The sequence below is a fragment of the Dysosmobacter sp. Sow4_B12 genome (assembly GCF_052116665.1).
Lineage (GTDB): Bacteria > Bacillota > Clostridia > Oscillospirales > Oscillospiraceae > Oscillibacter.
Genome location: NZ_JBQKKR010000001.1, coordinates 537,319 through 552,364, shown reverse-complemented (window position 1 = coordinate 552,364; position 15,046 = coordinate 537,319). Strand labels below are relative to the sequence as shown.

General features: G+C 60.5%; 13 protein-coding genes and 1 riboswitch. Of the genes, 12 read left to right on the top strand and 1 reads right to left on the bottom strand.

The annotated features are described in order from the left end of the window. Positions 1-205 precede the first annotated feature (205 nt). The 11 genes from ACTQ4R_RS02850 to ACTQ4R_RS02800 all read left to right on the top strand — a co-directional run bounded on the left by ACTQ4R_RS02850 (position 206) and on the right by ACTQ4R_RS02800 (position 12,920). Positions 206-1,084 carry a transglutaminase-like domain-containing protein gene (locus ACTQ4R_RS02850; protein ID WP_441625639.1) on the top strand — a complete coding sequence of 293 codons (879 nt, stop codon included), beginning with the start codon at positions 206-208 and terminating at the stop codon, positions 1,082-1,084. Positions 1,085-1,149: 65 nt separating this feature from the next. Continuing rightward, entirely contained in the window at positions 1,150-2,196 is a 1,047-nt protein-coding gene (locus tag ACTQ4R_RS02845) for a type II secretion system F family protein (RefSeq protein ID WP_441625638.1), read from the top strand. Positions 2,197-2,199: 3 nt separating this feature from the next. Further along, entirely contained in the window at positions 2,200-2,523 is a 324-nt protein-coding gene (locus tag ACTQ4R_RS02840) for a hypothetical protein (protein WP_441625637.1), read from the top strand. 23 nt (positions 2,524-2,546) lie between these two features. Then, positions 2,547-3,011 carry a DUF4860 domain-containing protein gene (locus ACTQ4R_RS02835; protein ID WP_441625635.1) on the top strand — a complete coding sequence of 155 codons (465 nt, stop codon included), beginning with the start codon at positions 2,547-2,549 and terminating at the stop codon, positions 3,009-3,011. Further along, positions 3,008-3,433 carry a hypothetical protein gene (locus ACTQ4R_RS02830; protein ID WP_441625633.1) on the top strand — a complete coding sequence of 142 codons (426 nt, stop codon included), beginning with the start codon at positions 3,008-3,010 and terminating at the stop codon, positions 3,431-3,433. The genes ACTQ4R_RS02835 and ACTQ4R_RS02830 overlap by 4 nt, the downstream gene beginning before the upstream one ends. Beyond that, positions 3,426-3,833 carry a hypothetical protein gene (locus tag ACTQ4R_RS02825; protein WP_441625632.1) on the top strand — a complete coding sequence of 136 codons (408 nt, stop codon included), beginning with the start codon at positions 3,426-3,428 and terminating at the stop codon, positions 3,831-3,833. Before ACTQ4R_RS02830 ends, ACTQ4R_RS02825 begins: the two co-directional genes overlap by 8 nt. 19 nt (positions 3,834-3,852) lie before the next feature. Continuing rightward, complete coding sequence (locus ACTQ4R_RS02820; RefSeq protein ID WP_441625630.1) at positions 3,853-4,911, top strand: type IV pilus twitching motility protein PilT; 1,059 nt, start codon at positions 3,853-3,855, stop codon at positions 4,909-4,911. Between the two features lie 224 nt (positions 4,912-5,135). Then, entirely contained in the window at positions 5,136-5,579 is a 444-nt protein-coding gene (locus ACTQ4R_RS02815) for a hypothetical protein (RefSeq protein ID WP_441625628.1), read from the top strand. Between the two features lie 68 nt (positions 5,580-5,647). After that, a riboswitch (cyclic di-GMP riboswitch) is annotated at positions 5,648-5,733 on the top strand. 36 nt (positions 5,734-5,769) lie between these two features. Continuing rightward, on the top strand, positions 5,770-10,773 hold the full coding sequence (locus ACTQ4R_RS02810; RefSeq protein WP_441625626.1) for a VWA domain-containing protein: 5,004 nt from the start codon (positions 5,770-5,772) through the stop codon (positions 10,771-10,773). A 121-nt stretch (positions 10,774-10,894) separates the two neighbouring features. Then, a complete protein-coding gene (srtB, locus tag ACTQ4R_RS02805; RefSeq protein WP_441625624.1) occupies positions 10,895-11,821 on the top strand; it encodes a class B sortase in 927 nt (308 codons plus the stop codon). Positions 11,822-11,918: 97 nt separating this feature from the next. Further along, positions 11,919-12,920, top strand: a complete 1,002-nt coding sequence (locus ACTQ4R_RS02800; protein WP_441625623.1) for a biotin--[acetyl-CoA-carboxylase] ligase — start codon at positions 11,919-11,921, stop codon at positions 12,918-12,920. 286 nt (positions 12,921-13,206) lie between these two features. Here the strand turns inward: ACTQ4R_RS02800 and udk are convergent, their stop codons facing one another. Continuing rightward, positions 13,207-13,824 carry a uridine kinase gene (gene udk / locus ACTQ4R_RS02795; RefSeq protein WP_441625621.1) on the bottom strand — a complete coding sequence of 206 codons (618 nt, stop codon included), beginning with the start codon at positions 13,822-13,824 and terminating at the stop codon, positions 13,207-13,209. Between the two features lie 188 nt (positions 13,825-14,012). On the opposite strand from udk, the gene ACTQ4R_RS02790 reads away from it, so the two are divergent. Continuing rightward, a complete protein-coding gene (locus ACTQ4R_RS02790; RefSeq protein ID WP_441625619.1) occupies positions 14,013-14,942 on the top strand; it encodes an SH3 domain-containing protein in 930 nt (309 codons plus the stop codon). Positions 14,943-15,046 lie beyond the last annotated feature (104 nt).

Below are 15,046 nucleotides of genomic sequence, written 5' to 3'. Positions count from 1 at the left end.
ATTTTTGAAAAAATACTTTTCAATTTGGAGCAGGCCTGCTATACTGATAGCAATGTGGAAAAATAGGGCTGAAAATTGTCTGAAAAGAGGGGAAGTGAGCCCATTGTTGAGGATTTTTCATCGTATTTTGCCGTTGGCGGCGGCAATTTGCCTGCTGAGCGGCTGCGGACATATCGCCGGTGCCAGTACGGAGGAGCCGGTTTTTGTGGATGCGGTATCACCGGGGGTGGTGTCTTTGGAGGAGGAGGCGGTGGCGCTGGCAGGCGCTCCCGCCCCGTCGGATACGCTGCTGGAGCCGGAGGCCCCCGGTGTGCTGACCAAGGAAAACCAAAAGGCGGTCATCGACTACTCCAACACGGAGGATGGCTATGTGATGGTCCGCTATTCCGCTGCCACGAGCAAGCGCTTGAAGGCCCAGGTAAAGGGGCCCAATACGACCTATACCTACAATTTGTCGGTGGGGGAGTGGGAGACCTTTCCCCTGTCAGATGGAAACGGCAGCTATCAAGTGGTGGTGTACGAGAATATTTCCGGCACGAAATATGCCACGGTCCTCTCCATCCGGTTCAATGTGACCTTGACGGATGAGTTCGCGCCTTTCCTGCGGCCCAACCAGTATGTGGATTACGGCGTGGCACCCAACACGGTGGCGAAGGCGCGGGAGTTGACGGAGAATCTGACGGAGCCTCTGAAAAAGGTTCAAGCGGTGTATGATTTTGTGGTGAATAACATCACATACGACTATCAGCTGGCACAGACTGTTCAAAGCGGGTATCTTCCGGTGCTGGACACGGTGCTGGCCAGCAAAAGCGGTATCTGCTTTGATTACGCATCCTTGATGACCGGCATGCTCCGCAGCCAGGGCATTCCCTGCAAGCTGGTGGTGGGATACGCCGGAACAGCGTACCACGCCTGGATCAGCGTCTGGTCCGAGGAGACCGGCTGGGTGGATGGCGCCATCTACTTTGACGGCGTCTCCTGGCAGCGGATGGACCCGACCTTTGCCTCCAGCGGACGGCAAAGCGCCGCCATCAAAAAGTACATCGGCGACGCCAGCAATTATACGGAAAAATATTTGTACTGAACACAAAAGCGGAAAGCGGGCCCGCGGCTTGCGTGCGGGCCTTCTTTTCACGCAGAGGGATACAGATGAAACGAAACAAGCTGAACAGTGAACAGATCTCGGCGCTGTGCATGGAGCTGTCCCTGCTGGTCCATGCCGGCGTGGGCGTGGGAGACGGGCTTTCCCTGCTGGCGGAGGAGGCGGACTGTCTGGAGGACCGGGCTATGCTGACCCGGATGGCCGGACAGGTGGACGAGGGAGCTTCTTTGGCGGAGGCGCTTCGAAGCTCTGGCTGCTTCCCGGATTACGTGGCCTCCCTGGCGGAGGTGGGACAGCGCTCCGGCCACATGGAAGAGGCGCTGACGGCCCTGGCGGATTACTACGACGGGCGCTGCCGGATGGAGCACCGCCTGCGCAGCGCACTGCTGTATCCGGCGGTTTTGCTGCTGCTGATGCTAGCGGTGCTCGCGGTCCTGTTGACAAAGGTGCTGCCGGTGTTCAATGATGTCTATGCCTCCTTGGGCGGGCAGCTCACCGGCGTGGCCGGCGGCCTGCTGGCTCTGGGCCAGATGTTGGACACGGCCTTGCCGTGGCTGTGCGCGCTGCTGACGCTGGTAGCCGCGGCGACGGCGGCTTTTGCCGCCAGCCCTGCCCTTCGGGAAAAGCTGCTGGGTCTGTGGCGGAGGCTCTGGGGCGACCGGGGCCTTGCAAGACAGCTGCAGACGGCCCGCTTTGCCCAGGCGCTGGCCATGGGGCTGCGCAGCGGGATGCCCCTGGAGGAAGCGCTGACGCTGGCCGGCGGCCTGCGGGACAACACGCCGGCGGCCAATGCCCGCTGCGGCGACTGCCTTGCACGGCTGGAACAGGGCGAGGAGCTCTCCGGTGCCCTGAGCGCTTCCGGCGTTATGCCGGCGGTCGCCTGCCGCATGCTGGCCCTGGGCCAGCGCAGCGGCGCGGGGGACACCGCCATGGAAGAGGTGGCCCGGCGGTTGGACCAGGAGAGCGCGGAGGCACTGGAGCGCAAGGTGGGACAGGTGGAGCCCGCCCTGGTGCTGGCCACCTCGCTGCTGGTGGGTGTGATCTTGCTGTCGGTGATGCTGCCGCTGCTGCGCATCATGACAGCCATCGGCTGAGCTATGCGGCGGAAGAGAGAATGGATGGCGGCGCTGCGGGGGCTGCTGCTGCCGGCGGCAATTTTAGCGGTGCTGTTGGTGTTTTTCACGGCGGTGGACCGGCTGGAGCGTAACCGGGAGACCACGGATCAAAGCCGCCTGGAGGATACGCTCCGCCGGGCCGCCGCGGCCTGCTATGCCGCCGAGGGCGTTTATCCGCCGGACGTGGCCTATTTGGAAGCACACTACGGCGTTCGGGTCGATTGGGACCATTACACGGTGGATTATCAAGTGTTTGCCTCCAATCTGATGCCGGACATCACGGTTTTGCGGAGCGGAGCGGAATGAAAAGATCCCTGAGACAGCCGCATATGGAAAGCCTCATGGCGCTGGCGCTGTTCGGCGTCTTCGCGGCCTGCATCACGGCGGTGCTGCTGACAGGCGCCGGAGCCTACCGCCGCTTGACGGAGCGGGACAACAATGCCTATGACCGGCGCACTGCCCTGCAGTATGTGGCTGCCAAGGCGCGGCAGGGGGACAGGGAAGGCGGCATCGCTGTGGGCCGCTTGACGGAGCGGGACGCCCTTGTCCTGGCGGAGACCATCGACGGGTCCTGCTATGAGACCTGGATCTACTGCTATGACGGTTACCTGCGGGAGCTGTTCACGGAGCAGGGAACTGACCTGGCGCCGGAGGACGGAGAAAAAGTGCTGCGGGCGGAAGATTTCCGGGCGCGCATGGAGCGGGGCGGCCTGCTGCGGCTGGACATTTTGACGGCCACGGGCTGGGAGACAGAGGTACTGAGCCTGCGGAGCGGAGAGGGGAGCGGAATATGAGGAGCAAAGCGCCGCTGGCGCTGATGGAGCAGCTGGTCATGGTGGTGGTGTTTGCCCTGGCCGCCGCTCTTTGCGTCCGGATATTCGCCCTTTCCGACCGCTTTTCCCGGGAGTGTGAGATCCGGGACCGGGCGGTGAGTGCCGTGCAGAACGCGGCGGAGGCCTTGAAGGCCTGCCGGGGCGATTACGCGGAGGCATCCGGCATCCTGGGAGGGACCTGGGACGGCAATGCCTGGAGCATCGCCTATGACGACGGTTGGACGGTGCTGCGGGCGGGGGAGGAAGGCTCCTACCGCCTGTTGGCGGTGCCGGCGGACAGCGGTCATGAGCTGCTGGGTACGGCGGATGTGACCGCCTGCAACCGGCAGGGGAAAGAGCTTTACAGCCTCTCAGTGGCCTGGCAGGAGGTGCCCCATGAATAAGCGGGAGCGGTTTGCCCCGCCGGTGGTGGGAGGCAGTTCCCTGCTGGTGATTTTCGCGGTGCTGTGCTTGACGGTGTTTGCCTTACTGAGCCTCAGCACTGTCCAGGCGGACGGCAGACTGGCCGACGCCTCCGTGGAGGCCGTCACGGCCTATTACCGGGCGGACTGCCAGGCGGAGGCGGTGCTGGCTTGCCTGCGGAGCGGCCAGATGCCCCAAGGCGTCACCGCCGACGGGGATGGTTATACCTATACCTGTCCCATCTCCGACACCCAGGCCCTGGAGGTCCGGGTCCGTTTGGAGGGGGACGATTGGACCGTCCTGCGGTGGCAGGCGGTGTCTACCGCCCAGTGGGAGGCGGAGGAGAGCCTGGACCTGTGGTCCGGCGACCTGGCGAATTGAGCGTAGGAGGAATCCGTATATGAGAGAATTGCTGGATTATCTGGAACAGGCGGTGGCGGAGCAGGCCTCCGACCTCTTTATCGTGGCGGGCGGCCCGGTCTCCGTGAAGTCGGAGGGACGCCTGCGCCCCATCAGCGGGGAAAAGGTGTTTCCCGCCGAGACGGAACGGCTGATCATGGGCTTGTACAACATGGCGGACCGTTCCATGGATGCATACCGCGCCACAGGCGACGACGATTTTTCCTTTGCCGTGCCGGGCTTGGCCCGCTTCCGGGTGAACGCCTACCGCCAGCGGGGTTCCCTTGCGGCGGTGGTGCGGATGGTGGCCTTTGACATCCCGGACTACCGCACCCTCCATATCCCGGAGGCGGTCATGGACCTGGCGGACCTGGCCCACGGCATGGTGCTGGTCACCGGCACCGCCGGCAGCGGCAAATCCACCACCCAGGCCTGCATCATCGACCGCATCAACCGCACCCGGGAGGCCCACATCATCACGCTGGAGGACCCCATCGAGTATCTCCACAGGGACCGGCGCAGCATCGTCAGCCAGCGGGAGATCGCCATCGACACCACAGACTACCTCTCCGCCCTGCGCTCCTGCCTGCGGCAGGCGCCGGACGTGATCCTGCTGGGGGAGATGCGTGACCACGAGACCATTCGCACCGCCATGACGGCGGCGGAGACCGGACATCTGCTCATCGCCACGCTCCACACCAACGGCGCGGTGAATACCATTGACCGCATCATCGACTCCTTTCCCAGTACCCAGCAGTCCCAGATCCGGGTGCAGCTGAGCATGGTGCTTCACACGGTGGTGTCCCAGCGGCTGCTGCCGGACGTGGAGGGCGGCCTGGTGCCCGCCTATGAGATCATGCACATGAACGCGGCCATCCGCAGCATGATCCGGGACTGCAAGAACCACCAGATCGACAATGCCATCGCCGCCGGCGGCGGAGAGGGCATGAAGGCCATGGACCAGTCTATTCTGGAGCTGTATCAGGCGGGGATCATCACCCGGGAGACGGCAATGGATTACGCCGACCACCCGGAGCAGATGCTGCGCCGGCTGGGCTGACGGAGCTGAAGTTACAAAATGCGGTATCCCACGGGGCAAGGGAAAGGCCCCGTGGGGTATTTTTTTGCGCGAAGCTGGTTATTATTGACAATATGCACAAAAAACGAGCCTTCTTTTTGTTTGACATTTTTTTAAAATCTGAAAGGGAAATATGAAAATATAACCGTCTGTGTAACCGCGGCGTGATATACTGCCGGTATAATCAGAAAGGGAGGTGGACACTGGTGCAGGGCAGAGCCTGGGGCAACGAGTTTCAGACGACGACGGTCTGCGTGGACGAGTACGACGGCCAGGTGCCGAAAGGACGTCTGTATAATCCCTACTGGGGCATGGTGCCGTTCAGCAGTCTGATGGAGTTTTTGCTGAGCATGGAAGAGCTGCTGGACAGCATGAATTTTCCCCAGTCCTTTACGGCGGCCCGCAGCTTTTCACAGCCGCGGGAGGGTATGGAGTATATACCGTCCGAGGGCGAGATACAGGCCGGAAAATGCGGCACCTTCGCGGTGCGGGTGTATTTCCGGCAGAATGCCAGCTGGCAGGGGTCCGTATCCTGGCTGGAAGGGGGCCGGGAAGAGCGGTTTCGCAGTGTGCTGGAGCTGGCGTTTTTGCTCAACAGCGCACTGAGCGGCGAGGGGCCACCCCAAAAGGCGAAGCGGACGTCCGCTTAGACGTTGTGCACAGCATGACAGAATGAGAATCGTATACCCTGCACGGCGGAGCCGTGCGTACAGAGATGACTGAAAAACGGCAAACCGGCGGGAAACCCCGGGACGCAAAGCCAGGGAGCTAAAGCCGAAAGGCCAGGCCAGCCCGGCTGCCAGGATTTTCGTTTTATTTCAGAAAGGAGAGAACGAAAAGATGGCAAACAAAACACGACTGAAACACGCGGGAAAAAGAGGGCTTTCCTTTTTCCTGGCGCTGGTGATGTGCATCAGCCTGGTGCAGATCACGGCGTTCGCGGCGGACACCAGCCAGATCATGGCAGGCAACTATGAGATTGGCGCAGATAACCAAATCGTCACGAATGAGCATGGCGCGGCCAATATCGTTGGCGATACCGTTACGGAGGATGGATTTACCCTGACGAAGAAAATCTCCGCAGCCAGCGGGGATAATCAGTTCAACGTGACCCTGCAGGTCGTGACCCAGCAGGTTGTGACCACCAAGGACGCGGCGGTCATGATCATTATCGATAACTCCGGCTCCATGCGCTACTGCGCCAAGTGCGGAGCCGAGGAAGAGCATACCGAGGAATGTGAGTATTATGAAGACGGCGATGATGTGAAGTCCAGCCAGAGCCGAATGACCGCCACCATCGATGCCCTGAAGAAAGAGGGCGGCTTCATCGACACTCTGGTATCCAACAACAAGAAGAATAACGGCGGCCGGATCTATGTGTCCGTGGTGAAGTTTGATACGACCGCGGAGACGATCTGCGGCTGGACCGACATCACCTCCGATACCGGCGCGGCGACTGTCAAGGACACCATCAACAGCAAGAATCTGGACGCTGATGGCGGCACCAACCTGGAGGCCGGCCTGCTTCTGGCCCGGAACCGCCTGGGCATGAGCGATATCTCCGGCGTTGCCGCGGAGAACAAGTACACGGTCCTCCTCACCGACGGCGCTCCTACCTACCGCGTGAGCGATAACTCCAAGGCTACCAGCACGGAAGAGGCAGGAACACCCGGTAAGCAGGGTCAAGCCGGTACCGGCGGAAACACGAATGACGGCAGTGGCAGGCAGACCTCCGAAGCCGAGCGCAACGAGGCCAAGGATGTGGCCACTGAGGTCAAGGACCTGAGCAAGCTGTACACCATCTGCTACGGCGTCAGCGGCGATACCCTGTACACAGTCGTCAAGTGTGCGAATTGCGGCAAGACCGAGGCCCAGCACGTGGAGCTTTGCTCCAACTGCGGCAAGGCGAAGAGTGAGCATACCTACAAGTATCATAACTATTACTGCAATGGTGTTTATATAGGGGCACCCAAATACAATGGCAGACTTTATTGCGACAGCACCCGCGCGAACCAGTACAAAGCCACGACTGTCACCGTCACCGTTGGTGATTATCTGAGAAACGAGATTGCCACGCCTGCTACCGGCGACGTAACCTATGCCTTCGACGCCGGTGATGACGATGAGATCAACAAGGCTTTTGAGAGCATTTCCGAATCCTCTACCTCCGGCATGACCGGCGGCGGCACCACCGTCACCGATCCCATGGGCGATTACATCATTCTGGGTGATGTGTCCAACCTGGCCGACCAGGGCGTGGTAAAGAACGGCAGCAACGGCATCACCTGGACCCTGGACCCTGAGAATGCCTCGAAGACGACTCAGGATGGTGTGACGACCTACACCTATACCATTACGTATCCCATCACCCTGGACACCGCCGCCGAGGGCTTCGAGGAGGACGTCTATTATCCCACCAACAAGTACACCTACCTGCAGGTGGGCGACAAGAAGCTGGCTTTCACCGTCCCCGGCGTGAAGGGTGACAAGCCCCTGGTCAGCTATACCATCGAGTATTACAAGATGGGCGAGGATGGAACCTATCCTGATAATCCCACTGACTCCGAGACCTATGATAACGTTGAGCTGTGGAGCAAAGTAACCGCCCCCGACGGCTATGAGACCAAGTACGGCGAAAATTACACCGTTTCCGGCGACACGGTCATGACCCTCAGCTGGGACGGCATGACCATGAAGCTGTACTATGCGCTGACTCCCGTCTCCGTGGTCGTGAACCACTATGTGGTTACTGAGACCGAGACCGATGACGACAAGGTTGTCACCGGGCCCGCGCTGCGGAACACCAAGACCTATCCCGAGGAAACCGACAAGCTCTGGAAAGGCGCCAAGTTTACCAATACGTATTTCCTGAATCTGCAAAACTGCGAGCAGGTCGATGAGGTTACTGTGGGGGGAACCACTTATACCACCGACAAGTTCGAGAATGTTGAGCTGAAGGATGACCGGACTGTCATCAACATCTATTATTTCCAGAAAGTGAATGCCCGCACCCCCGCGGACTATGAGGTCCATTACTTCTATCGCGACAGTGCCTGGACCCTGGTGGACGGCAAGTATCAGCTGACCTATGGAGACTACACCGAGGAGCTCAGCCAGAAGATCGGGAGCAAGGGTTATCTGAATGACCAGGTTTCTTTCCCCGATTACTCTAAGCTGAATACCGCTTACAGCCTGGATGAGATCCGCTTCAATGGTGACGACAACGATGACAAGTACACCATTACCCTGGGCAGCGGCGCAAATGTGGTCAACGTGTACTACACCAAGGCTTCTGAGGATACCCGGGTTCCCGCTGAGCTGACCATCGTGCACCTGTACTATAAGAAGACCATCTCCGGCGACGTATTTGAGAAGGCTTACTTCGAGGAGAACAACAAGAAGGTCTACGTGGGTGAGACCTACACCGCCAGTGATTTGAACGAGAGCGGCACCTACACGCGGCAGACCGCGGATCTGAGCATCACCATCCAGCGCGGCTCCAACTTCAAGGAGGTCGTATACCTCCGCGACGCCCGGGTGCCCGTCACCGTCATTGAGAACCACTACTACACTGACTATGAGTGGACCGTGGACCGCGAGACCGGCGAGGGCGAGTGGGTCGAGAAGACCACTTCCAAGCAGCCCGACATGGAGGGCCTGAGAGTTACCGGCAAGTACGAGGGTGAGACCTACGTTCCCCGTCAGATCACCGCGGGCTATACTCTGAACACCGACTGTTCCGACGAGGAGGGCAGAGTCCTGACCGCTGGCGAGAACGTGTTCAACATGTACTATGAGAGCTATGTGGGCGAGGAAGTCGTGGCCGACGTCACCGTCAACCACATCTATCAGACCTATACCACCTACATCAACAGCGACGGCGAGATCGTCCGTGAGCTGAACTCCAAGACTGTGTCCGAGGACACCGTCTACGGCGTGCCCGGCGATTCCTTCACGGCTAAGATCGAGAAGGTGGATGACTTTAAGTTCGTCACCGCCGACACCAGCGACCTGAAGGTCACCCTGGTGGGCGAGAACGGCCAGTATAACATCTACTATGAGAAGGAAGAGGACCTGCGTGAGGTCACCAATGTGGTGGTGCAGCCCGTCTACAAGACCTACACCACCGAGCTGGACGGCACCGTGGTCCTGAGCGACATCGAGAAGTCCGAGGCTGTGAATCTGGAGGGCACCTACTACGTGGGCCAGAAGGTCACCGTCGCCACCAGCGCCTACGCCAAGGACGGCTTCACCTATGACCCCGACGACGCGGAGAACACCCCCAACGCCACCATCGAGCACCTGGGCGCCGGTGACAACGGCATCCTCCTGGTCTACAAGGAGATCAGAGATGACCGGGTCCCCGCCTCTGTGGTCATCCGCAACTATTATACCCTGGTGACCAAGACCAGCGACGAGAACGGCGTGTACAGCGAGAGTGAGGACACCTGGCACAATACCGGTGCCGTCACCGGCGGCTACTATGTGGGCCAGACCTTTGACACCACCGGCAAGGGCACCAGCAACGGCTATGACGTGGATACCCGGGAGGGGATCACTCAGCCTGAGGACACCATCACCCTGAGCCAGCAGATCACCTACGTGGACTTCTACTGGTACAAGGAAGTGGACCAGACCAACCCCGCCAAGGTGGAGGTTGTCCACCATTACACCATCGAGGACGCCAACCCCAACGGCCAGGACATCACCTGGACCGAGGGTGCCCATCTGGACCAGCTGGGCGACGTGTTCTATGTGGGCCAGCACTTCGTGGCCACTCCCAACTACCAGGGCGGCATCTTTGACGAGAGCAACATCACGAAGGTCACGCCGGAAGGCGCCATCGAGGGCACCGGCATCGTCCTCGGCAGCGGTGAGAACGTTATCGATATCTACTATGTGAAGAATATCGATACCCGCGTCTCCACCACTGCCACGGTCATCCATAACTACTATCACGATGGGGATGACCTGACTGAAGGTAAGACCGAGGCTTCCTACACTGAGACCGCCAGCGTTCTTGAAGCCGATTCCTACACCGCTACTCTGCGCACCGAAAACGGCGGCCTGGCCTACACCTTCGACAGCGCCGATCCCGCCAACTACACCATCACGGTCAATAAGGACGCTGCGAAGAATGTCATCACCATTAATTACGTCCGCACCGAAGCTAATTATAGGGTGGTCCACGAGTATTACACCGATGGTAAGCTGGACGGCAGTATTTTCACGAGAGTAGGCGCCAAGGTGGGCGACGTAATCAGCGCTGCCGATATCACCAAGGTCACTGCCTATGAGGGCAAGTCTTACGACTACACCAGCGCCACCCCCGCATCCATCACTGTGACCGACGATTTCGAAGCGACCATCACTCTGCGCTATGACCGCGAGACCAAGCATGTTACCACCAAGTACTATGATGTCACCGTGAACTACTTGGATAAGGAAACTGGCGAGAAAATCGCTGAGAGCCACGAGGAAAGCATCCGTAAGGGCCGCACCTACGATGTGACTGCCTACGATGCCATTGAGATCGAGGGTTATACCTACGACAAAACCACCGGCGATCCTCTAAAGGGGACTATGAACAAGGATAAGGTCATCAACGTGTACTACGTAAAGACTACTGACATCTCCGAGCCCGAGGTCCCCGGCGAGGAACTCCCCACCATTCCCACCGATCCTGACCAGCCCTCTGACGTGGAGAACCCGGATGTCCCCAGAGCGGACGCACCCAAGACCGGCGACGCGACCTGGCTGTGGGCCATGGCTGCCGCTGTGTCTGGAATGGGCCTGGTCTGGCTGACCATCTCCGGCAAGAAGCGTAAGGAAGAGGACGCTTGATTTGACGTAAACTGAAAGGCAAAATGCTTGCAAGGGGCCCGGACAACTGTCCGGGCCCCTTGTATCGAAGGGCGACAGGCGGTATAATCAATGTGTGAAAATCACCGGAGGGGGGAGACATATGAAAAAAACGCGGCTTGCGCTCATTGCCGGCCTGGCGCTGGTGCTGGTCGTCAGCGTGGGGATGCTGATCCGCCGGAATATCCAGTACCGGGAGGGGGAGGAGGCCTACGCCGAGGCGGAGGCCCTGGTGGAGCTGCCGGATCTCAGCCAGCTGCCGCAGCCGGAGCCCGTGCCGGAGGAAGTGCCTGCCGGCGGAGAAACAGAAGGGGAACAGCAGCCGGTGTATGTGGACCCCTACGCCGACGCCCTGCGGGCCATGGACTTCACCGCCCTGCGGGAGGTCAACAGCGATGTGCTGGGGTGGATTCTGATCCCCGGTACGGCGGTCTCCTACCCGGTGGTCCAGGGAACGGACAATACGTATTACCTAAACCACACCTGGAAAAAGTGGTCCAGCGTGGTGGGCTCCATCTTCCTGGAGTGCCAGAACAGCCGGGACCTCAGCGATTTCAACACCATCATCTACGGCCACCGGATGAACAACGGCTCCATGTTCGCCTCTTTGAAAAATTATAAAAAGCAGGGCTGGTGGAGCGCCCACCCCTGCGTGTACATCACGGACGACGCCGGCAGCCATACCTATGAGATCTTCGCCGCCTATGAGGTCAGCACGGAGGGGGATACCTACCGCCTGGGCTTCCGGGATGACGGGGAAAAGCAGGACTTCATCGACTACTGCCTTTCCCGGTCCGTCATCGAAACCGGCGTCACCCCCCAGGTGTATGACCGGATTTTGACGCTGTCCACCTGCACCGGCAGGGGCCATGATACCCGCTGGGTGGTGCAGGCGGTGCTGCGGGGCGAAGCGCCGCCGGAGCCGGAGGAGACCGCGGAGCAGGAACCGGCTGCGGAAGAGGAAGCGCCCTCCGTTCTGGACATCGTTCTGGGCAGCGCCACGGGAAAAACGGCGGAACCCGCGTCATGAAGCGCCGGCCCCCGGAGAGACCTCTCCGGGGGCTGTTTTCGTTTACAGGGCGGGAAAAACGTGGTACACTCGCCTTATCAACAAAGGAGGGACCGCTATGAGCCGGCAGGCTGTTTTGACCTATCTGCGCACCCGGGAAGGAGAATTCCTCTCGGGAGAGGAGCTGAGCCGCCAGCTGGGGCTCAGCCGCACCGCCGTGTGGAAGGCGGTGGACGCCCTGCGGAAGGAGGGCTACACCATCGAGGCCCGGACGGGCCTTGGCTACCGCCTGGCGGCGGCGCCGGACGCCTTGACGGAGGCGGAGATCCGAAACCATCTGGGGCCGGTGGATACAGTGGGCCGGACGCTTTTGTGCTTTGATGAGATCGACTCCACCAACAACTACGCAAAAAAGCTGGGCATGGCCGGCGGGCAGGACGGGACCGTGGTGACGGCCAACTGTCAGACGGCGGGCCGGGGGCGGATGGACCGCTCCTTCCAGTCTCCCCGCGACAAGGGTATATACTTGACAGCACTGCTGCGGCCAGATATCCCCATGGACCGCCTCCTCTGCGTGACGGCCCTGGCGGGGGTGGCGGTGTGCGATGCGGTGGAGCGGGTCTGCGGTGTGCGGCCCGGACTGAAATGGCCCAATGACCCGGTGCTGAACGGGAAAAAGCTCTGCGGCATTTTGACGGAGATGTCCCTGGAGGCGGAGACCGGGCGGCTGCAGTCCCTGGTGGTGGGCATCGGTCTGAACGTGGGCCAGACGGCGGAGGATTTCACGCCGGAGGTGGCGGCTATGGCTACGTCCCTTGCCCAGGCGCTGGGGCGGCCTGTGTCCCGTCCGGCCCTGGCCGCGGCGGAGATCGAGGCCCTGGACCGGCTGTACACGGCGCTGCGGAGCGGGGACCTCACCGCGTATCTTGCCGTTTACCGCCGGGACTGCGTGAATCTGGGTAAGACCGTGCAGCTCATCAGCCCCCTGGGCCGGGAGACCGTGGAGGCCGTGGGCATCGACGAACAGTTCGGACTGGTGGTGCGGACGGCGGACGGCACGGAAAAGACCGTCCGCTCCGGCGAGGTCTCCGTCCGGGGAATGTACGGCTATGTGGAGTGAAAAACGGCGCCGGAGGCGAAAGCCTCCGGCGCTTCAGCTTGTCGAAAAACCTCAGTTTGGAGAAAAAGCGTTCCGTTTCGCAGGGGGAGTACGAGGGGGCGGGAGACCCCTCGTGTTGAATCGAATGCCTGCAAACGCCTGCCGCAGGCGTTTGCGCCGCACAGCGGCAGCTTTTTGGACTGCGAAGCAGACAAAAAAGCGAGGCATTGTGTAGGCTGTCGAAAAAGTCCGCCGGGCTTTTTCGACAGCCTACAGCGCCGGAGGCGAAAGTCTCCGGCGCTTAGGCTTATGCATTGTCAATGTGGTTTTGAATGCGCTGCATGATCATCTCCAGGGCCACCAGGTTGTGGCCGCCCTCCAGCACCACGATGTCCGCGTACTTCCGGGAGGGCTCCACATACTGCTCGTGCATGGGCTTCACGGTGGTCAAATACTGGGTCACCACGGACTGCAGCGTCCGGCCCCGCTCCTCCACGTCCCGGAGTGCCCGGCGGAGAATGCGGACGTCGGCGTCCGTCTCCACGAAGATCTTGATGTCGAACATGTCCCGCAGGGCGGGATTCTGGAAAATAAGGATGCCCTCCACGATGATGACCTTGTTGGGCTGGACCGTTACGGTCTCGTCAGTGCGGTTGTGGTCCACATAGGAATACACGGGGCACTGAATGGCGTGTCCGGCCTTCAACTCATTTAGATGCTGGATGAGCAGCTCCGTGTCGAAGGCGCTGGGGTGGTCGTAATTTACCCTGGCCCGCTCCTCGTAGGTCTTGCCCTCCTGGCGCTTGTAGTAGCTGTCGTGGCCGATCACGGTGACGCTTTCCCCGAAATGCTCCTTTAAATGCCGGGTCAGCGTGGTCTTGCCGGAGCCGGTGCCGCCGGCGATACCAATGAGAATGGTGCCCATCTGCCTCAATCCTTCCGTGTCCTCAAGTGTGGTTCTGCGCTTTATTATAAAAAATAAACTGCCCAAAAGCAAGGCGCTGTGACAGTAAAGTGTGAAAATCCTGAAAATTCGACAACCCATACTTGACGGCATGACGGAAAGTCGATATTATGTAAAGTACAATGAAACTTTCGGAAGGAGTGCCGGCGATGGCCTTGAAACGTTGCCCCCACTGTGGGGAAAAATATTCCGATACGTATAAAAATTGTCCCTTCTGTGAGGAAGAAGAAGCGCTGCGGGGCGGCCGTAAGATCCGCCGGAGCGGAAAGCGCACCGGCGGCAAACGGCAGATCAATCTGCTGACCCCCACCCTCATTGTGCTCATCCTCATCATGGGCGCGCTGCTGCTCTACCTGCTCTTCGGCGACCGGTTCCAGAAGGACCCGGCCCGGGAAGAGAACAAGCCCTCCGTGGAGGAAGTGAAGCCCCAGCAGCCGGAGGTGGAGGAGCCCGACGTCACAGCGCCGGACGGCACCCAGATGCCCGAGGATCCCGATGTCACGGAGCCGGACCCCGGCACCACCACGGCGCCCACCGTCAGCGAGTACGAGAAGGCCTCCAAGCTGCCTGACGGCCTGACCCTCAGCACCACGGACTTTACGCTGAAAGCGGCGGGGGAGACCCACACCATCCAGGCCTCCGGCGGCAGCGGCGGCTATACCTGGCTCAGCGAGGACGAGGGCGTCGCCTCCGTGGACCAAAGCGGCAAGGTCACGGCCGTTTCCCGGGGCACCATCAACGTGCTGGTCACCGACGGCAGCAAAAAGGCCGTGTGCATCGTCCGGTGTAATTTCAACGGCACGTTGACCACGCAGCCCTCCGGCGGCAGCGGCTCCGGCACCGGGACCGGCAGCGGTTCCCTGCAGCCCGGCTCCGCGGTGGTCATCAACGGCGGCAACGGTGTGCGAGTGCGTCCCGACCCCAGCACGGACCATGATCCTCTGGCCACCGTCCCCAACGGTGCCTCTGTCCGGATCATAGGCAGCGCCGGGGACGGCTGGTATCAGATCACCTTCTCCGGTGTGGGCGGCGTGGAGACCACCGGCTACATAAAGGGCGAGTTCCTGAAGAACGACTGACCATTTTCAAATCTCCCCGGATGCCGAAGCATCCGGGGAGATTTCGTTGCATGGAAGGAAAAACCGTGATATGATGTCTATGATTGCAAAGAGATAAGGAGCAT

What these genes read in the sequence shown, in the direction of transcription:
- ACTQ4R_RS02845 (WP_441625638.1), top strand. Translation starts at nt 1,150, where the DNA reads ATGAAACGAAACAAGCTGAACAGTGAACAGATCTCGGCGCTGTGCATG.
- ACTQ4R_RS02840 (WP_441625637.1), top strand. Translation starts at nt 2,200, where the DNA reads ATGCGGCGGAAGAGAGAATGGATGGCGGCGCTGCGGGGGCTGCTGCTG.
- ACTQ4R_RS02835 (WP_441625635.1), top strand. Translation starts at nt 2,547, where the DNA reads ATGGAAAGCCTCATGGCGCTGGCGCTGTTCGGCGTCTTCGCGGCCTGC.
- ACTQ4R_RS02830 (WP_441625633.1), top strand. Translation starts at nt 3,008, where the DNA reads ATGAGGAGCAAAGCGCCGCTGGCGCTGATGGAGCAGCTGGTCATGGTG.
- ACTQ4R_RS02825 (WP_441625632.1), top strand. Translation starts at nt 3,426, where the DNA reads ATGAATAAGCGGGAGCGGTTTGCCCCGCCGGTGGTGGGAGGCAGTTCC.
- ACTQ4R_RS02820 (WP_441625630.1), top strand. Translation starts at nt 3,853, where the DNA reads ATGAGAGAATTGCTGGATTATCTGGAACAGGCGGTGGCGGAGCAGGCC.
- ACTQ4R_RS02810 (WP_441625626.1), top strand. Translation starts at nt 5,770, where the DNA reads ATGGCAAACAAAACACGACTGAAACACGCGGGAAAAAGAGGGCTTTCC.
- srtB (WP_441625624.1), top strand. Translation starts at nt 10,895, where the DNA reads ATGAAAAAAACGCGGCTTGCGCTCATTGCCGGCCTGGCGCTGGTGCTG.
- ACTQ4R_RS02800 (WP_441625623.1), top strand. Translation starts at nt 11,919, where the DNA reads ATGAGCCGGCAGGCTGTTTTGACCTATCTGCGCACCCGGGAAGGAGAA.
- udk (WP_441625621.1), bottom strand. Translation starts at nt 13,824, where the DNA reads ATGGGCACCATTCTCATTGGTATCGCCGGCGGCACCGGCTCCGGCAAG.
- ACTQ4R_RS02790 (WP_441625619.1), top strand. Translation starts at nt 14,013, where the DNA reads ATGGCCTTGAAACGTTGCCCCCACTGTGGGGAAAAATATTCCGATACG.